17 protein-coding genes and 1 pseudogene are annotated in these 18,993 nt (G+C 61.8%); 7 read left to right on the forward strand and 11 right to left on the reverse strand.

What is annotated here, in order from left to right:
- The first annotated feature begins 211 nt into the window (after positions 1–211).
- Positions 212–496, forward strand: coding sequence for a hypothetical protein (locus BTW07_RS12750; protein WP_075570555.1), 285 nt, complete (start codon positions 212–214; stop codon positions 494–496).
- A gap of 49 nt (positions 497–545) precedes the next feature.
- Here BTW07_RS12750 and BTW07_RS12755 read toward each other — a convergent pair whose 3' ends face one another.
- Together BTW07_RS12755 and BTW07_RS20330 are read right to left on the reverse strand one after the other, a co-directional pair.
- A complete protein-coding gene (locus BTW07_RS12755; RefSeq protein WP_425272035.1) occupies positions 546–869 on the reverse strand; it encodes a pilin in 324 nt (107 codons plus the stop codon).
- Positions 866–1,025, reverse strand: a pseudogene (locus BTW07_RS20330) (prepilin-type N-terminal cleavage/methylation domain-containing protein); the annotation flags it as partial. The pseudogene BTW07_RS20330 and the gene BTW07_RS12755, both read right to left, overlap by 4 nt.
- A gap of 364 nt (positions 1,026–1,389) precedes the next feature.
- Here BTW07_RS20330 and pilB point away from each other — a divergent pair.
- The 5 genes from pilB (at position 1,390) to yacG (ending at position 6,524) form a co-directional block, all read left to right on the forward strand.
- Positions 1,390–3,117: a type IV-A pilus assembly ATPase PilB gene (pilB, locus tag BTW07_RS12760; protein WP_075570631.1), complete on the forward strand. Its 1,728-nt coding sequence runs from the start codon at positions 1,390–1,392 to the stop codon at positions 3,115–3,117.
- A gap of 65 nt (positions 3,118–3,182) precedes the next feature.
- The gene (locus BTW07_RS12765; RefSeq protein WP_075570556.1) at positions 3,183–4,436 is read left to right on the forward strand and encodes a type II secretion system F family protein; all 1,254 of its coding nucleotides are present in this window, start codon (positions 3,183–3,185) and stop codon (positions 4,434–4,436) included.
- Between the two features lie 193 nt (positions 4,437–4,629).
- A complete protein-coding gene (locus BTW07_RS12770) occupies positions 4,630–5,508 on the forward strand; it encodes a prepilin peptidase (protein WP_075570632.1) in 879 nt (292 codons plus the stop codon).
- A complete protein-coding gene (coaE, locus tag BTW07_RS12775; protein ID WP_075570557.1) occupies positions 5,505–6,158 on the forward strand; it encodes a dephospho-CoA kinase in 654 nt (217 codons plus the stop codon). Before BTW07_RS12770 ends, coaE begins: the two co-directional genes overlap by 4 nt.
- 93 nt (positions 6,159–6,251) lie before the next feature.
- Positions 6,252–6,524 carry a DNA gyrase inhibitor YacG gene (yacG, locus tag BTW07_RS12780; protein ID WP_083941841.1) on the forward strand — a complete coding sequence of 91 codons (273 nt, stop codon included), beginning with the start codon at positions 6,252–6,254 and terminating at the stop codon, positions 6,522–6,524.
- 119 nt (positions 6,525–6,643) lie between these two features.
- Here yacG and BTW07_RS12785 read toward each other — a convergent pair whose 3' ends face one another.
- From BTW07_RS12785 to BTW07_RS20180, 4 genes are all read right to left on the reverse strand, one after another.
- Entirely contained in the window at positions 6,644–7,600 is a 957-nt protein-coding gene (locus tag BTW07_RS12785) for a Nudix family hydrolase (protein ID WP_075570558.1), read from the reverse strand.
- Between the two features lie 236 nt (positions 7,601–7,836).
- Positions 7,837–9,045: a bifunctional glutamate N-acetyltransferase/amino-acid acetyltransferase ArgJ gene (gene argJ / locus BTW07_RS12790; protein WP_075570559.1), complete on the reverse strand. Its 1,209-nt coding sequence runs from the start codon at positions 9,043–9,045 to the stop codon at positions 7,837–7,839.
- Between the two features lie 48 nt (positions 9,046–9,093).
- Positions 9,094–11,841, reverse strand: a complete 2,748-nt coding sequence (gene secA, locus BTW07_RS12795; protein ID WP_075570560.1) for a preprotein translocase subunit SecA — start codon at positions 11,839–11,841, stop codon at positions 9,094–9,096.
- A gap of 99 nt (positions 11,842–11,940) precedes the next feature.
- Positions 11,941–12,285 carry a hypothetical protein gene (locus BTW07_RS20180; protein ID WP_075570561.1) on the reverse strand — a complete coding sequence of 115 codons (345 nt, stop codon included), beginning with the start codon at positions 12,283–12,285 and terminating at the stop codon, positions 11,941–11,943.
- Positions 12,286–12,347: 62 nt separating this feature from the next.
- On the opposite strand from BTW07_RS20180, the gene BTW07_RS12805 reads away from it, so the two are divergent.
- The gene (locus BTW07_RS12805) at positions 12,348–12,833 is read left to right on the forward strand and encodes a DUF721 domain-containing protein (protein WP_075570562.1); all 486 of its coding nucleotides are present in this window, start codon (positions 12,348–12,350) and stop codon (positions 12,831–12,833) included.
- 145 nt (positions 12,834–12,978) lie between these two features.
- Here BTW07_RS12805 and lpxC read toward each other — a convergent pair whose 3' ends face one another.
- The 5 genes from lpxC to murC form a co-directional block, all read right to left on the reverse strand.
- Positions 12,979–13,890, reverse strand: a complete 912-nt coding sequence (gene lpxC / locus BTW07_RS12810) for a UDP-3-O-acyl-N-acetylglucosamine deacetylase (protein ID WP_075570563.1) — start codon at positions 13,888–13,890, stop codon at positions 12,979–12,981.
- Positions 13,891–14,000: 110 nt separating this feature from the next.
- Entirely contained in the window at positions 14,001–15,170 is a 1,170-nt protein-coding gene (ftsZ, locus tag BTW07_RS12815; RefSeq protein WP_075570564.1) for a cell division protein FtsZ, read from the reverse strand.
- Between the two features lie 30 nt (positions 15,171–15,200).
- Positions 15,201–16,472 carry a cell division protein FtsA gene (ftsA, locus tag BTW07_RS12820; protein ID WP_075570565.1) on the reverse strand — a complete coding sequence of 424 codons (1,272 nt, stop codon included), beginning with the start codon at positions 16,470–16,472 and terminating at the stop codon, positions 15,201–15,203.
- A 336-nt stretch (positions 16,473–16,808) separates the two neighbouring features.
- Positions 16,809–17,528, reverse strand: coding sequence for a cell division protein FtsQ/DivIB (locus BTW07_RS12825; protein ID WP_075570566.1), 720 nt, complete (start codon positions 17,526–17,528; stop codon positions 16,809–16,811).
- Positions 17,529–17,583: 55 nt separating this feature from the next.
- A complete protein-coding gene (murC, locus tag BTW07_RS12830) occupies positions 17,584–18,993 on the reverse strand; it encodes a UDP-N-acetylmuramate--L-alanine ligase (RefSeq protein WP_232823877.1) in 1,410 nt (469 codons plus the stop codon).

Here is an 18,993-nt window from a genome sequence, read left to right on the forward strand (position 1 = left end):
CGAACCCATTACACACCGAGCAAACCGGTGCGATGATAGGCCATCCCGGCGCGCAAGACACGACCCCGCCTGCATTTCTTGTGGATGCGCTCCACCGTTTGCCCAGGACTCGCGGCCACCTCTCTGATCCGCTCTGGCCGCACGGCGAGATATGCTATGGTGGCGCCATCAAAGCTCCAATTTACAAGCCAGTCACTAGAGGAAAGCCCCCATGAGTTCCGCCTCGGAAATGCAGAATACCCGCGTCATCCAGGAACTTCGCGCCTTCATCAAGAAACTGCTGCAGGAGCCCGGCATTCTCGAGAATTCGCTGGCCATCGCCAAGCGCCACTCCGACGGCAGCAACGACACCCAGGCCTGGGCGACCATCGCCAACGAGATTTCGGATACCACCAGCGTGCATATTCCGGAAGACCCGGCCGAGCATTCGGAAGCGGACCGGCTGTTTCTGGACGTGTTGCGGGAAGTCGTCGGGGAAGAGAAGGCGTTGTATTGAAATGGTAGGAATGAAGAGAAAGAAAAGGCCGGCGGATGCCGGCCTGTAATTACAGGCACCCCTTGGGAGTGAAATCATCATCAATATCAGTTGAGCACGACCAGTTACCAGCTGTATCACGCGTATAGGTGATCTTCTTCCCCTGGAGGTTAGGACTCACGCCAGTATCGTCGTAGGTGAAGACAAGCGTCGCTGAGTCACTCGATTTAACCACTGTCTTCGGGGTATAGCTGATAGTACCTAGTTCATTAGCCTCAGCTGCAATCCCGAGAGTACCTTGCCCTGCGGCGTTTTGACCTTCTGCTGCTGTATTTAGGCTCAACGGCTCCCCCCGCAAAATTGTTTCTTCAGCGCTGGTTTGAATGCTACGCAAAGTAGCTAATCCAGAAGCTGCCTCAGATCTCGCCACGTAATTCTGATATTGCGGAATCGCGATGGCGGCAAGGATGCCGATGATCGCGACGACGATCATGAGTTCGATCAGGGTGAAGCCGCCCTGCCGGCGGGTCTGTCGTTTCAGGTTCTGCATCGTGATTCCCTGCCTTGCCGTTATTGACTTGATCGTTAAGCCGATAATTGACCGATGGGCGCGGCGCCCGACGTCGTGCCCATCGAACGCCCCGACCCTTGCGCTCCCCGCCTTTCCGAGCGCCATCGAGGGGGTCGAGCAATCCCGAACCGCCTCGATTCGCTCACGATTTCTCATACGCAAAGATACGCAAGGTTACCTTCGGTGACACTCCACTCGCCTTATCGGCCGGTTGCGAAGAATACTTAAAGAAAAAATGACGTTCGCCGATAGCAGACTCATCAGAGACGGTGAAGATCGGCTTTTCAGGTTTCGATCGATCGCCTGCCCGTTCGTCAGCCAGTCAGCCGGGGCGCCTACTTCCATGCCGGACGTCATCACATCGCGTGCACAGAGCAGTCTCGCTCAGCGCTTTATCGAACATCGTCTGATCGGCGCGGCGGAGTGCAAGCAGGCGTTCCGTGAAGCGGCTGACAAGCAGCTGACGCTGCTGGAGTTTCTGGTTCGGGCAGGTCGCATCGATGCCCGCGAGGCCGGCATTCTGGCGGCTCGCGAGTATGGCCTGCCGTTCATGGACCTGACGCAAGTCGACTGGGACAAGCTGCCGGTCATCGAGCCGGTGGCGGACAGGGTCATCCGTCGTTTTCCGGTGCTGCCGCTGGCGCGCGACGACCGCCGCCTCACCGTGGCGATCGCCTTCCCCGCCACGCTGGCGAACCTGGACGAGCTGCAGTTCACCACCGGACTCGCGATCGAGGGCGTGCTGGTGCCGTTCGATCAGCTGGAACGGGCGCTGGCCAAGCGTTACCAGCACCAGGAGACCTCCGGCATGCTGGAAGCGCTGGGGGAAGCCAGCGATTCGCTGACACTGGATACCAGCGATGCGGATCTGGCGAGCGAAGCCGCGGCTTTCGACAAGGGCGGCGAGGAAGACGAGCCGGTGGTGCGCTTCGTCAACAAGATCCTGCGCGACGCCATTCATCGCGGCGCGTCCGACATCCACTTCGAGCCCTACGAATCCAGCTACCGGATTCGCTTTCGCGTCGACGGCATGTTGATCGAGATCGCCCGGCCGCCGCTCAACCTGCGCACCCGCCTGGCCGCGCGGCTCAAGGTCATGGCACGGCTGGATATTTCCGAACGCCGCCTGCCCCAGGACGGCGCCATGAAGATTCGCCTGGACGCCAATCGGGCCATCGACTTTCGCGTCAACACGCTCCCTACCGTCTTCGGCGAGAAGATCGTGCTGCGCCTGCTGGATGCACGGACCGCCAGCTTCGGCATCGATGCGCTGGGCTTTGCCCCGGATCAGCGCCGGCTGTTCGAAGTCGCGCTGGTCGAACCCCAGGGCATGATTCTGGTGACCGGCCCCACCGGCAGCGGCAAGACGGTCACGCTCTACACCGGCATCCATCTGCTCAATACCGAAGAGCGCAATATCTCGACCGCCGAAGACCCGGTGGAGCTCAAGATGCCAGGGGTCAATCAGGTCAACGTCCAGCCGCGCATCGGCCTCGACTTCGCCAGCGCCCTGCGCGCCTTTCTGCGCCAGGATCCGGACGTGGTGATGGTCGGCGAGATCCGCGATCTGGAAACCGCGGAGATCGCGGTCAAGGCAGCGCAAACCGGCCACCTGGTGCTGTCGACGCTGCACACCAACTCGGCGGCCGAAACCCTGACGCGACTTCGCAACATGGGCGTCGCGAGCTTCAATATCGCCAGTTCGGTGTCGCTGATCATCGCCCAGCGCCTGGCCCGCCTGCTCTGCCCGCGCTGCAAGGCGCCGGCGGAGATTCCTCTGGAGGCGCTGCGCCGGGAAGGGGTCTCACCGGAGAAGCTGGCAGGCGCCACGCTCTACCGCGCAACGGGTTGTGACCACTGCACGCTGGGCTACAAGGGCCGCATCGGGATCTACGAGGTGGTGCCGGTGGACGATGCCATGAGCCAGTTGATCATGGCCGACAGTCACGCACTCGATCTGGCACGCAAGGCGCGCGATGCCGGATTCCCCGGGCTCCGCCAGAGCGGCATCGACAAGGTGCTTCAAGGCGTGACCAGCCTCGAGGAGATCAATCGCGTGACCACCGACTAGCCAGGTCGCGACTACCGGCGGCCTTGCAGCCCTCTTTTCATCGATTCACCGTCAGGAACGCACTCATGGCGATCACGCTCAAGTCAGCCAAATCGGTGAAGCCTGCCAAGCCCCCCAGACGGGTCGTGATGCACCGCTGGCAGTGGCGTGGCAAGAATCTGCGTGGCGAAGTGGTCTCCGGAGAGCTCATCGCCGGCCATATCGGTGACGTGCGCAAGGAGCTGACGCGTCAGAAGATCATCGTCAAGCGGATCACGCGCAAGACCGGCATGTTCGGCCTGGGCCGGGTCAAGGCGCGGGACATCACGCTATTCTCCCGCCAGCTGGCGACCATGATCCGGGCCGGCGTGCCGCTGCTGCAGGGCTGCAAGGTCGTCGCCGAGACGCTCAAGAACCCGGCCATGCGCAATCTGGTCGAAACGCTGGCCAACGATATCAGCGCTGGCTCCAGCTTTTCCGAAGCGCTGGCCAAGCACCCCTCGCGGTTCGATCGAATGTTCATCAACATGGTTGCCGCCGGTGAACAGGCCGGTGCGCTGGACAAGATGCTCGAGCGCGTCGCCAGCTACCGCGAGAAGATCGAGACCCTGAAGGGGCGGGTCAAGAAAGCGCTCTACTACCCGACAGCGGTGGTTCTGGTCGGCATTGCGGTCACCGCGCTGCTGCTGGTCAAGGTCGTGCCTCAGTTCGAGAGTCTGTTCCAGGGATTCGGCGCCGAGCTACCCGCCTTCACTCAGTTCACCGTGCACCTGTCCCAGTTGACCCAGGCTTACTGGTGGGAGGCGATTCTGGTCATCGCGGCCGCCATTTTCGGTCTGCGTCAGGCGATCAAGCGCTCGCCCGCGTTTGCCTATCGCGCTCATCAGCTGATGCTCAAACTGCCGGTGCTCGGCAATATCGTCGACAAGGGTTCGATCGCACGCTTTTCACGCACGCTGGCCACCACCTTCAACGCCGGCATTCCGCTGGTCGAGGCGCTCGACACCGCCGCCGGCGCCACCGGCAACCGGGTGCATCAGCGCGCCATCGCCAGCATTCGCGAGGACGTCGGCTCGGGGCAGCAGCTCAACTTCGCCATGCGCCGCACGCGGATCTTTCCGGTCATGGCGGTGCAGATGGTCAGCATCGGCGAGGAGGCCGGCGAACTGGACACGATGCTCGACAAGGTGGCGGAGTTCTACGAAGAAGAGGTCGACAATCAGGTCGACGCGCTGACCTCGCTGCTCGAGCCGTTCATTCTGGTGGTGCTGGGCACGATGGTGGGTGGCCTGGTGGTGTCGATGTATCTGCCCATTTTCCAGATGGGCTCAGCCATTTAGGTTGTTATTCATGACTGCGCGCATCCGCCGCGTTGTTGCCCGCCACCTCGAAATCCTCACGGACAACCGCGTCCGCTCCGGGTTCTCGGCGTCGGGCGCCTAGCGGCAAAAGCGCTCGACAATGAATCTCGACCTCAGCGCACTCAAAAGCCAGCTTTCATATGCGTTACCCTTAGCGCTGACTATTTATTCGATGTTCGTGGAGCTTCCGTTGTCCGATCTTCCCCCTTTGCTTACTTGGCCGCTGGCGTTCCTGCTCGGCGCGGCGCTGGGCAGTTTCCTGAACGTGGTCATCGTGCGTCTGCCGGTGATGCTAATGCGGCGCTGGCGTGCCGAGGCGCTGGAAGCGCTGGAGCAGCCGGCAGAAGCCGATTCCCGCTACAATCTGGCGACGCCGCGCTCTCACTGTCCCAGCTGTGGGCATTTCATTGCCTGGCATGACAACTTGCCGCTGGTCGGCTGGCTCAAGCGGCGCGGCCGTTGCGCGGCGTGTGGTACGTCGATCAGCGTCCAGTATCCGCTGGTCGAGCTGGCAGCGGCACTGCTGTCAGTGGCGGTCATCGCACTTCACGGGGTGGATTGGCAAAGTCTGTGGTTGATCGGCGCCTGCCTGAGTCTCCTGGCCCTGGCGGTGATCGACTGGCGGACCCAGCTGTTGCCGGATGCGTTGACCCTGCCGCTACTCTGGGCCGGGCTGCTTTACCAATGGCTGTTCGCACCGCTGATGCTGGAGAGCGCCGTGCTGGGCGCTGTCGCCGGGTATCTGTCGCTGTGGTCGGTCTACTGGCTGTTCAAGCTGGTCACCGGCAAGGAGGCCATGGGCTATGGTGATTTCAAACTGATGGCGGCACTCGGTGCCTGGCTCGGCTGGCAGAGCCTGCCGCTACTGCTATTGCTTTCCGCAGGCGTGGGGGCGATCGCCGGTCTGATACTTATCGCGTCTCGCCAACAGGATCGAGATCAGACGATGCCCTTCGGCCCCTACATCGCGCTGGCCGGATGGATCGTGCTGCTGGTCGGCGCTCCCCTGCTGGCAAGCTATCAGGCGCTGCTACTGGGAGGCTGGGGATGAGCATCCACGTCACGAAGACCGAGGGTAAAAGCGGTACCCGGGTCGTCGGTGTCACCGGCGGGATCGGTTCCGGCAAGAGCGCGGTGGCGGAGGCCTTCGGCGCCCTCGGCATCGGTTGGGTCGACGCGGACCACGTGGCCCGTGAAGTCGTCATGCCCGGCGAGCCCGCCCTGGTCGCCATTGCGCAGCGCTACGGTCCGACGATCCTCGACGCGAACGGCACCCTCGACCGCCGCGCGCTGCGAGCCCGGATCTTCGACGACGAGAACGAACGTCAATGGCTGGAACGGGAAACGCATCCGCGTATCCGCCAGCGGCTGCTGACGCACCTGGAGCGGCTACGCGACACCGGCGCGCCCTACTGCCTGCTGGTATCGCCGCTGCTGATCGAATCCGGGCAACATCAGTTGGTCGACCGGATTCTGGTCGTCGATGCCCCCCGGGACATTCAGATTCAGCGTACCCTGGCGCGAGACGGTGTCGACCAGCGCCAGGTGGAATCCATACTGGCGGCCCAGAGCCCTCGGGAACGCCGCCTTGCAGCGGCCGACGACGTCATCGACAATGGTGGCGACCGACACAACCTGCAGGAGCAGGTTGCCCGTCTGGATGCCAGGTATCGTCAGCTGTTCGCTCAAGCGATCCAGTGACTGGCGACACAGTTGTCTTCGCGTGACAGCGCTTATACGACAGCGCTTGTGCGACCGCCCTTACACAACAGCCATCGACACGACATTTTCCCCATGACTCGACGTAACGACCCAAGCAACGATGCCAGTCACGATTCAGGGACGGGGTCAGGCGCGACCAAAACGCTGACCGTTGCCTGCCCGCAATGCCAGAAATCGGTCGAGTGGACGTCCGAGAACCCCTATCGCCCGTTCTGTTCGAAGCGCTGCAAGCTGCTCGACCTGGGCGCCTGGGCGGACGGTTCGCACCGCATCGCAGGCGAACCTCACATGGACGAAACCGAACTCGACGAGCTCATCGACCGACTCGAACGCGGTCAGGAATGACGCTGCGGGATCCCGTCCCGCGATAACGCGATCCAGATCCCGCCAGCCCCGACTCGAACGACAGACGCCGCGCGAATTGCGCGGCGTCTGTCGTCATGCCTCTCGATAGTCTGTCGGCGTCAGTCGCTATCGTTACGCCAGAAATCCCGAATCGAGGCGATACCCTGGGCACCGACGGCCCGGGCCTGATTGGCGTGGTGGCGCGTCATGCCGCCCAGCGCAAAGACCGGCATCGCGGCCGTCTCGACCATCTGCTGGAAATCGTGCCAGCCAATGGTCGTCGCGTCCGGATGCGACGGTGTCGGCGCCAGCGGCGACAGGGTGACGAAATCGCAGTCGATCAGCCCCGCCTGGGCGAGCTGCTCGTCGCCGTGGGTCGATGCGCCCAGCCACTTGTCGCTGGGGATGGGACGGTGCTTGAGCTCCATCAGTCGCGCGCTGGTCAAGTGGATGCCATCGGCATCGACACGCTGCAGCCACTCAGGGTCCGCGTTGAGCAGCAACTTGGCGCCATGTTCGCGGCACAGCGCGAGCGTCTTCTCGGCGCGAGCCTGATAGGCAGCGTCGTCCAGCCCCTTGGCGCGGAGCTGCACCAGACGGATGCTGTCTTCCTTCAGCGCCCGCTCGAGCCTGGCCAGAAAGGCGTCGTCGTCCGCGGCCTCGGCAGTGATCAGGTACTCCTGAGGCAGCGCTACCGCCCGGAGAATCGGCAGATTGGCCGCCGGGAACGGATAGTTGGGCAGATCGTCGACTTCGACCCAGCGTACCGGCTGGCCTTCCCGGCCATATGGATCGCCGTCGTATTCCCTCACCTGCCAGACATCCAGCAGAATATGCTTGTCGGCATATTCGTGGTTCACGCGGATCAGCGGCTGAGCACGTACGATCTGAATGCCGAGCTCCTCGCTCAGTTCCCGCTTGAGCGCCTCGAGCCCGGTTTCGTAGGGCGCCAGCTTGCCCCCCGGAAATTCCCACAGACCGCCCTGGTCGACTGTCGCAGGGCGTCTGGCGATCAGCACTCGTCCGTCGCCGCGAATGACGGCTGCTGCCGCTACATGGACCCGTCTTTTGATCATTTTGCTCAGTCTCTCGTACCACTGCTGTGTTTACGCTTTGTCTGAAAAATGCCTGCGCTCGCCCTTACGGCGTTGAAAATCGGCTCGAAATACTCATTTACACTCTCGTAAACTGGTGCGCCAGCCCGGTCCGTTTTCGCCGACTTCTGCCTTGTCTGGCCACCGCTCGTCGATTTTTCAGACAGGCTTGACCCTGACGCGCGAGGTCGTCATGGCGCGCAACGTCTAAAGATCGATCAACTCCGATAATCCGCGTTGATCGATACGTAATCGTGGGACAGATCCGATGTCCAGACCGTGGCATGGGAATCACCACGGCCGAGCCGAATGCGGATGACGATCTCTTCCCGAGCCATCACTCGGGCGCCGGCCTGCTCCGTATAACTGTCGGCACGCCCCCCGTGTTCGACCAGTCGCTCGTCGCCGAGATCGATGACGATGCGATCGACGTCCAGGTCTTTTACCGGCGCCCGGCCCACCGCCGCGAGAATACGCCCCCAGTTGGCATCGCTCGCATAGAGAGCGGTCTTGACCAGCGGCGAATGCGCTACCGTGAAAGCTACCGCCCTCGCCTCGTCGACGCTCGAGGCCTGTTCGACCTGAAGCGTGACGAACTTGGTCGCCCCCTCGCCATCGCGAATAATCGCCTGGGCCAGCTCAGTCAGCACCGAGGTCAGCGCCTCACGGAAACGCCGCTCGTCCTCGGCCGACTCGACCTCGGGACCGCGCCCGGTGGCGATCAAGGTACAGGCGTCATTGGTGGAGGTATCGGAGTCCACCGTGATGGCATTGAACGACACCTGAACCGCGTCGCGCAGCCACTGCTGGAGCCTGACCGGATCGATCTTGGCATCGCAGGCGACGAAGCCGAGCATGGTCGCCATATTGGGCTGAATCATGCCCGAGCCCTTGCTGATGCCGTTGATCGTGACCGTACCACCGCTGAGTTCGAGCTGGGCCGATGAGCCCTTGATGCGGGTGTCGGTGGTCATGATGCCTTCGGCGGCCAGTGCCCATCCCTCCTCGCTCAAGGAGGCCAGCGCTGCGGGCAGGCCGGCGACAATGCGCGCCACCGGCAGAGGCTCGCCGATCACGCCGGTCGAGAACGGCAGTACCTGATGGGCATCGACACCGGCGAGATCCGACAGCGAGGCACAGCAACTCTCGGCATCCTGACGCCCGCGCACCCCGGTGCCGGCATTGGCGTTGCCGGTATTGATCAACAGATAACGCGGCGCCGCTGACTGCAGATGGTCCCGAGCGACGTGCACCGGGGCAGCGCAGAAGGCGTTGCGCGTGAACGTTGCTGCCACCGTTGCCCCTTCCGGCACCTCGATCACCACCAGATCACGCCGATTCGGCTTCTTGATCTCCGCCATCGCCGTGCCCAGCCGCACGCCGTCGATGGCGGGCATCTGCGGAAACACTGACTTACCTACCGCCATGTCGATTCTCCTTGGCGGACTCGGGCCGGGCCCGAGTCCGGAACCCACTCAACTCAGCGTGCCGTGGCACTGCTTGTATTTCTTGCCGGAACCGCACGGGCACGGGTCGTTACGACCGACCTTGGGGCCCTCGCGGCGCACCGGCTGGGCGTTGGCGTCGTCGGTTTCGACCTCGGACTCGGGCCCCGCGCCCTCAGCGGTCTGCTGGGCGGCGGCGACCGCGTCCTCATGTACCGATTGGCTGGAAGCCTTCTCGCGCTCCAGTGCTTCACGGCGCTGACGCTCCAGATCCTCGACCTCTTCCTGACGACGAACCTGAACGTGGCTGAGAATACGCGTCACGTCGTGCTTGATGTTGTAGAGCAGCGACTGGAACAGCTCGAAGGCCTCGCGCTTGTACTCCTGCTTCGGATTCTTCTGCGCATAGCCACGCAGATGAATGCCGCGACGCAGATGATCCATCGACTGCAAGTGCTCCTTCCAGCGAGTATCGAGCACCTGCAACATCACCTGTTTCTCGAAGCGCCGCATCATGTCGGCGCCGATCGCCTCGACCTTGGCGACGTACTGGCCGCGATGCTGGTCCAGCAGACGCTGACGCAGCACTTCCTCGTTGAAGTTGTCATCCTCTTCCGCCCACTGCACCAGCGGCAGGTCGAGATTGAATTCCTGCTTTATCTGATCCTGGAGCCCGGCCAGTTCCCACTGTTCCGGCAGGCTCTGCGGCGGCACGTAGTCGGAGACCGTCTGCTCGAGCACTTCGTCGCGGATGCTGGCGATGTTGTCGGAGATCTCGTCGGCGGCGAGGATATCGTCGCGCTGTTCGTAGATGACCCGACGCTGGTCGTTGGAGACGTCGTCGTACTCCAGCAGCTGCTTACGAATATCGAAGTTGCGCCCCTCGACCTTCTTCTGCGCCCGCTCGACCGCATTGGAGACCATCTTGTGCTCGATGGCCTCGCCTTCTTCCAGCCCCAGCGCGCCCATCAGGCGTTGCACGCGATCCGACCCGAACAGACGCATCAGGCTGTCTTCCAGCGACAGGAAGAAGCGTGTCGAGCCGGGATCGCCCTGACGACCGGCACGGCCGCGCAGCTGGTTGTCGATTCGTCGGGATTCGTGGCGCTCGGAGCCGATCACGTGCAGGCCGCCGGACTCGAGAACCGCCGCATGGCGCTGCTGCCAGTCGGCCTTGATTGCCGCGATCTGCTCTTCGCTCGGATTGTCGAGCTTGGCGACCTCGGCTTCCCAGTTGCCGCCCAGCACGATATCGGTACCACGACCGGCCATGTTGGTCGCCAGCGTGATCGCGCCCGGACGGCCAGCCTGAGCGATGATCTCGGCCTCGCTGTCGTGCTGCTTGGCGTTGAGCACGTTGTGGGGAATGTTCTTTGCCTGCATCAGCTTGGAGAGATACTCCGACGTCTCGATCGAGGCGGTACCCACCAGCACCGGACGATTGGCCTCGCGCTGGGTATTGACGTCCTCGATGATCGCGGCGTACTTCTCTTCGGCGCTCAGGTAGACCAGGTCATTCAGATCCTGCCGAGCCAACGGCCGGTTGGTGGGAATGACCAGCACGTCGAGACCGTAGATGTGATTGAACTCGAAGGCTTCGGTATCGGCGGTACCGGTCATCCCCGCCAGCTTGTCGTAGAGGCGGAAGTAGTTCTGGAAGGTGGTGGAGGCCAGCGTCTGGCTCTCGCGCTGGATCGGCACCCCTTCCTTCGCCTCGACTGCCTGATGCAGGCCTTCCGACCAGCGCCGCCCCGGCATGGTACGGCCGGTGTGCTCATCGACGATGACGACGTTGCCGTCGGCGACGATATAGTCGACGTCGCGGTGGTAGAGACAGCGTGCGCGAAGCGCCGAGTGGATGTGCTGCAGCAGCCCCAGATTCTGTACCGCGTAGAGCGAATCTTCGGCTTTCAGCAGACCCGCTTCCCGCATCAGTGTCTCGACCTGCTGGTGACCTTCTTCGGTCAGCTCGACCTGCTTCTGCTTCTCGTCGATCAGGAAATCGCCGGTGGTCGGGTCTTCCTCGTCGGTGCACTGCTTGAGCTGCTTGGAGAGCGTATGGATCGTGCGATAGAGCTCGACGTTTTCTTCGACCGGACCGGAGATGATCAGCGGCGTACGCGCTTCGTCGATCAGGATCGAGTCGACCTCATCGATGATCGCGTAGTGCAACGGTCGCTGGACCTTGTCCTGCAACGAGAACGCCATGTTGTCGCGCAGGTAATCGAAACCGTACTCGTTGTTGGTGCCGTAGGTGATATCGCAGGCATAGGCCTGACGCTTCTCTTCGTTGGGCTGCCCCGAAGCGATGACACCGACACTCAGGCCAAGAAATTCGTACAACGGGCGCATCCAGTTGGCGTCACGGCTGGCCAGGTAGTCATTGACCGTGACCACGTGCACACCCTTGCCGGGTAGCGCATTGAAGTAGACCGCCAGGGTACCGACTAGGGTTTTACCCTCGCCGGTCTTCATCTCCGCGATACGCCCATCGTGAAGCGCCATGCCCCCCACCATCTGGACGTCGAAATGGCGCATGCCCAGAACCCGCTTGCTCGCCTCGCGAACCGTGGCGAATGCCTCCGGCAGCAGTGCATCGAGCTTCTCGCCATCGGCGAGCCGCTGACGGAACTCGGTCGTCTTGGCCTGGAGTGACGCGTCATCGAGCGCCTCGAACTGGGCTTCCAGGTCGTTGATCGCCACCACCTGCTTGCGCATGCGCTTGACGTCGCGGTCGTTCTTGGAACCGACCAATTTATGTAGCAATCCGTTCAACATGATCTATTTCCTGCCTGACTCGGTTTCCTGCATAACTCTGAGAAGGCGATGCCATGACAGCTGCATCGACCCGCGATGATATGAATCGTATGACGATGATCAGGCGGGTACAGGCGGGCCACGCCGAGAGATGACGTCCAGCGCAGCGCTGGCGATCACGACGGGTTCGGAATATCCGGGTAGCGGCGCAAGAGAAGCTGTGGCCTGAGGATGCGTGGGACGCTTGGCGGCAACGCGAGCGACGCGTCGAGACTCGGCACGAATGGCCTCCGGGGCCATCAGATAAACCTGGGTCAGACGCTCTGCCAGCCGCATGGCTTCCGCGTGCATCAAACCCGCGGGCAACAGACAGCCGACCAGCACACTCGCCAGCCACCAATGGGCTCGCTGCCGGGGGCGCCATACGGAACCACGCTGACCGGACTGCGCTTTGGCCGAACTCATGCTGTCGACGAACTCCGCGTCGTGATAGGTTTAGCGGGTCTATCCCCACCGCGTGCAAGCCGATGAGTATAAAGGCTAAGCGTTTGCGAGCCCAGCCCGTTTCCCGACTCCTGACCCAACCGGGGGGGTTGGGCGACGTGATGCGCATGGCAACGCTGATCGAACGTGCCCAGAGCCACTTGAGACATCAGCTGCCGCCGGATGTGGCCGAGCATATCTACGTCGGCGGCTACCATGACGGCGTTTTGACGCTGATCACCGATCGCGCAGCCTGGCTGACCTGGCTGCGCTACGAGCAGCCGCGCTTGCTCAAGCTGCTGCATCAACTGCCGGGGTTCGAGGCGGTGATGAAATTCTCGCTGAAGGTGCGCCCGATCCGGCCGGTCAAGGCGATCCCGAGACAGACGCGGCGGCTGTCTCAAGCCGGGGCCGAAGCGCTGTCCGATTGCGCGGAAGGTCTGGAAGAGTCACCGCTCAAGCGGTCATTGAATCGGTTGGCATCCCACGCCCATGCGCCGCCGGAAACCGGCAGCGACTCGAGCTCGTGACACCGGCCTCATCCTTCTCTCACACCAGGGTGGCAACTGGCCGCGCCTGCCGCTCACCGTTCAAACGCGAAAACGCCGATCCAGGGATCGGCGTCGAATTCTACGGCAGAACGGCATCGTCCCGTTGGCGATGACCGGAGGCTCATCAAGCCATGGCAGGCGCTGCGTAGGAGATCGGTGCAGCCTGAGTCGCTTCTTCGAAGGTCACGATTTCGTAAGCCTCAGGGTGCGCAAGCAGTTCGCGGCAAAGCTGGTTGTTGAGACCATGCCCGGACTTGTAGCCCTTGAATTCCCCAATCAGGCTGTGGCCCAACTGGTACAGGTCACCGATCGCATCCAGCATCTTGTGCTTTACGAACTCGTCGTCATAGCGCAGTCCGTCCTGATTAACGATGCGGTAGTCATCGAGAACGATGGCATTGTCCAGGCTGCCGCCCAGCGCCAGGTTTTGGGAGCGCAGGAACTCCAGGTCGCGCATGAAGCCGAAGGTGCGTGCGCGAGAGACCTCCTTGACGAAGGAAGTGGTGGAAAAATCGACGCTGGCCGTCTGCTTCTGCTGCTCGAAGACCGGATGATCGAAATCGATCGCGAAGCTGACCTTGAAACCGTTGTGAGGCAAGAAGGTCGCCTGCTTGCCGTCGTCGCTGACAGTGACTTCCTGCTTGATGCGAATGAACTGCTTCGGCGCGGCCTGCTCGGCGATACCCGCTGACTGAATCAGGAACACGAACGGACCCGCACTGCCGTCCATGATCGGCACCTCGGGGGCGCTCAACTCGACGTAGGCGTTGTCGATACCCAAGCCGGCAAACGCCGACATCAAATGTTCGACTGTGGCAACCTTGACGCCATCCTTGGATAGCGCGGTACACAGATTGGTGTCGGTAACGCTCTCGGCATGCGCCGGGATATGCACCACCGGGTCGAGATCAGTACGTACGAACACGATGCCCGTATTGGGCGTTGCGGGCCGCAGCGTCAGATACACTTTCTCTCCGGAATGGAGTCCCACGCCTGTGGCGCGGATCGTGTTCTGCAACGTTCGTTGTTTGATCATGGGCATCGACCTGCCAGTCAAATAGTTTGGAAACGGTGTTCACTATAACACCAACCCACCGCTTCACCAACCATATCGACGTTACAGAATGATGATCGGCGGTTAACCGATCAATCAGCCTGACGACGCAAGAAGGCCGGAATGTCCAGATAGTCGTCCATATCGGAGGTCTTGCGCTTATCCTGAGGCGACTTCTTGGCAGCAGCTTCCTGCTCGGCACGCGCGGCTTGCTGGCGCATCACGGCAGGCTGCTGAAGCTTGCGGTAGTCGGTCGTTTCGGGACGTGAAGCGACAGTCTCGCGCGGCACCGCTTTTTCTTTCTGGGCATCCAGGCCAGCGGCGACCACGGTCACGCGCAGCTCGTCCGACATTTCCATGTCGATGGCCGTGCCTACGACAATGGTAGCGTCCTGAGAAGCGAACTCCTGAACCGTCGCACCGACATCATTGAATTCACCAATGGAGAGATCCGGGCCGGCCGTGATATTGACCAGAATGCCGCGCGCGCCGTGCAGATCGATATCTTCCAGCAGCGGGCTGCGAATGGCCTTCTCGGCAGCTTCGCGAGCGCGATTCTCGCCAGTCGCGGCACCGGTCCCCATCATCGCCATGCCCATTTCGGACATCACCGTTCGCACGTCGGCAAAGTCGACGTTGATGATACCGGGGCTGGTGATCAGTTCGGCAATGCCCTGAACGGCGCCCAGCAGCACGTCGTTGGCGGCGCTGAATGCAGTCAACAGACTGGCATTCTTGCCCAATACCGACAGCAGCTTTTCGTTGGGAATGGTGATCAGCGAGTCGACATATTCGGAAAGCTCTTTCATTCCCTCTTCCGCCGCACGCATGCGCTTCGGTCCCTCGAACGGGAACGGGCGCGTCACGACCGCGACAGTCAGAATACCGAGCTCCTTGGCGACCTGAGCAACGACGGGCGCGCCGCCGGTACCGGTACCGCCACCCATGCCGGCCGTGATGAAGATCATGTCCGCACCCTGCAGCATGTCCGCGATGCGATCGCGATCTTCCATCGCCGCCTGGCGACCGACATCCGGATTCGCGCCCGCGCCCAGCCCTTTGGTGATCTCGCTACCCAGCTGAAGCACGGTCTTGGCCGCCACGCGCTTGAGCGCCTGGGCATCGGTGTTGGCGCAGATGAACTCGACGCCTTCGATGTTACTCTCGACCATGTGGTTGACGGCATTACCGCCGCCGCCGCCGACACCGATGACTTTGATGACTGCACTACTAGAAGGTGCGTTATCTACTAGTTCGAACATTGCCCCGTCTCCAAGACCGCTTGCGGCCTGTCAGAAATTTCCTTTAAACCAGCCTTTGAGTCGCTCCAGCGTCGAAACCTCATCCCTGGTTGCGCGCCGGGGAAGTGAAACTTCCCGTTGAGGCTGGGCTGATACTGCGCGAGAGTGCTTGGCGTCTTTCATTCCGTAGAGTAGCAAACCTACCCCTGTCGAATAAATCGGGTTGCGCACCACGTCCGCCAAGCCGCGGACATTGTACGGGCAAGCGATACGAACCGGCATGTGGAATATCTCCTCCGCCAGCTCCACGACCCCTTCCATTCGGGAAGTCCCCCCCGTCAACACGATCCCGGCCGCCACCAGATCCTCGTAACCGCTGCGACGCAGTTCTTCGCGCACCAGAGTGAAGAGTTCCTCATAACGGGGTTCGACCACTTCCGCCAGAGCCTGGCGGGAGAGATCCCGCGCCGGACGATCGCCGACACTGGGAACCTTGATCATTTCGTCGCTGCTCGCCAGCTGTGTCAGCGCGCAGGCATATTTGACCTTGATGTCTTCGGCATACTGGGTTGGCGTACGCAGCGCCATGGCGATGTCGTTGGTCACCTGGTCGCCGGCGATCGGAATGACCGCGGTGTGACGAATGGCGCCTTCGGTGAACACCGCAATGTCGGTCGTGCCGCCTCCGATATCGACCATGCAGACGCCGAGTTCGCGCTCGTCCTCGGTCAATACCGCATGACTGGAGGCCAACTGCTCGAGAATGATGTCGTCGACTTCCAGACCGCAACGCCGCACACACTTCTCGATGTTCTGGACGGCATTCATCGCCGCCGTCACCAGATGCACGCGCGCTTCCAGCCGCACGCCGGACATGCCCAGAGGCTCGCGGATGCCCTCCTGGGTATCGATCGCGAACTCCTGCGGGATGACGTGGAGTACACGCTGGCCTTCGGAAATGGCACGGGCACGGGCGGAATCGATGACACGATCGATATCCGCGGGCGCGACTTCACGCTCCTTGATCGCCACGACGCCATCGGAGTTCATGGAACTGATGTGACTGCCGGCAATGCCGACGTAGACGGAATGGATGTCGCAGCCAGCCATCAGTTCGGCTTCTTCGACGGCGCGCTGAATCGACTGAACGGTTGATTCGATATTGATCACCACACCCTTCTTCATACCTCGCGAAGGATGCGAGCCAATCCCGGCAATTTCCAACCCGCCATCATCAGTGGGCTGACCCACGATGGCGACCACCTTGGATGTTCCGATATCCAGCCCGACCACCATATTGGAAGCGTTGGATTGTCCTGCCATAGGTCGGGGTCGCTCCTCAAACTTGACCGATAAACCGAATAAAAATGGGCCAATAAAGATTCGCGCTTATTATAGGAACAAGACGACCTTTTTCACCAGCCCATTGGTGAAACAAAAGCCACATTAAGCGCTTTTTCTTTAAAAGGGAAATAGGGAAAGAGTCTGAGGGCTAATTAAGCCCCCTCGACATGGCGGAACGCGCCGATCGTGAAGGTTAAGCGTGCGACGACGAGCAGGATATCGACTTCCACCGGGCGCACTTCTTGCGGGATAGGAGGCGCCGAGACGGCGCCAACTGCGGGCTCGGGGCAAGCTTAACTGACGGCGGGGTGCAGACTAATCATTGGAGACAGTCGTCGTTTCGCCATGCTTGGCCACCGAAACACCATTGGGATAACGAAGATCGATGTAGCGTATCTGCGACGCCTCTTGCCCCAACTGTCGCTTCCATGCAGCAATAAAACGTGCCAGTCGTGCATCCAAGTCCGTACGTCCGAGAATGACCCAGACACCATCATTGACCTGAAAGCGCCAGGCGCCACGTGGCTCCAGCCTCAGTTGGGTGATCGAAAGGCCCAGCTCCGCCAGTGCGCGACGTAGGGAGTCGTAGTAGCCGAGCACTTCTCTCCCCGATCCGGCGGGCCCGCCAAGATCCGGCAGGCGGCGGCCGAAATCACTTACCGGTCCGGGCGCGAAAGGCTGACCGCGGGTGTTCAATAGCTGTTCATCATTCCAACGGGCTACTGGATCCTGTTCGTAGAGCACAAAGCGCAGCGTGTTGGGCCACTCGCGCGACACGGTGACCTCTCGCAGCCAGCCGATCTGGCGTGCCTCGTTGCGCAGATCGGTCAATGACAGGGAGAGCCAGGTATGCCCGCGCACCAGGGGCGCCAGCTCTTTCTGCAGATAACTCGCACTCACGTAATTCAAATCGCCGCTGATCGACACGCGAGCAATGGGCTTGTCCAACCACAACCATAGTGCTCTGCCGCCGGCGCCGATGAGCACCACGATCATGAGTACGCCGAGCAGAGTACCCCGGGCGCTGGAATTCATGACGTTTGTCCTGTCTTGACGATGGCGAGACAGGACCAGCGACGTCTCGACAGACTCAAAGGAGCACCTCGTCGAGCTTCAGCGCGGCGTGAGCGAGCCCTTGCGCGATGCCGCCGATATCACCGGCACCCTGCGTGATCAGGATGTCGCCCGGTCGTAGCACTCGCGCGAGAATATCCGGCAACGCCGATTTCTTCTCGATGAACAGCGGATCGACCTGGCCTCGTTGGCGAATGGACCCTGCCAGCATCTTGCCCTCTGCTCCCGGAATCGGGACTTCGCCGGCACTGTAGACGTCCAGCAGCAATAGCGTGTCGACACCGGAGAGAACCCTGACGAAATCCTCGTACAGATCCCGGGTACGGGTATAGCGATGAGGCTGATAGATCATCACCAGACGACGCTCCGGCCAGCCGGCACGCACCGCCCGAATGACCATTTCCACCTCGCGCGGATGATGGCCATAGTCGTCCACCAGCATCACCTCGCCCCCTTCGGGAAGCGGGTAATGCCCATGCACCTGGAAGCGTCGACCGACGCCCCCGAACGACGCAAGCCCCTTGACGATGTCGTCGTCGCCGACGCCGGCATCGGTCGCCACGGCGATCGCAGCCAGCGCGTTCAATGCATTGTGGGTGCCCGGCATGGCCAGCGTGATCTTCAACGAGGCGAAGCCGTCAGGGCGTTCGGCGACGAATCGAATGGTGTCGGCCGTCTGGTGGAAATCCCGCACTCGATAATCGGCGTCTTCGCTGAAGCCGTAAGTCACGAATTGGCGCTGAACCTGGGGCAGCAATTCACGCACATTGTCATCGTCGAGACACAGCACGGCACGCCCATAGAACGGCAGGTTGTGCAGAAATTCGATGAAGGTCGTCTTCAGCCGCGAGAAATCGCCGTCATAGGTCGCCATGTGATCGGCGTCGATATTGGTGACGATGGCCGTCATCGGCTGAAGATGCAGAAAGGAAGCGTCCGATTCATCGGCCTCTGCGACCAGAAAGTCGCCGGATCCCAGTCGCGCGTTGGTGCCCGCGCTGGTCAGCTTGCCGCCGATCACGAAAGTGGGATCGAGCCCCGCTTCGGCGAACAACGTCGAAAGCAGGCTCGTGGTGGTGGTCTTGCCATGCGTGCCGGCAACCGCGATACCGTGACGAAACCGCATCAGCTCGGCCAGCATCTCGGCGCGACGCACGACCGGAATACGATGCTCGCGGGCCCACTGGATCTCCGGATTGGTCGGATCGACCGCGGTCGACACCACGATGACGTCGGCGCCCTCGGCATTGACCGCCGCGTGTCCGATGGCCACTCGGATCCCGCACTCTCGCAGGTGGTGGGTGACCGCCGACTCGCGCAGGTCACTGCCGCTGACCGCGTAGCCTTCGTTGACCAGGACTTCGGCGATACCGCACATGCCGGCGCCACCGATCCCCACGAAATGAATGCCACGAATGCGCCGCAT

Origin of the sequence: Salinicola socius, assembly GCF_001937195.1 — a bacterium.
GTDB classification, from domain to species: Bacteria; Pseudomonadota; Gammaproteobacteria; order Pseudomonadales; family Halomonadaceae; genus Salinicola; species Salinicola socius.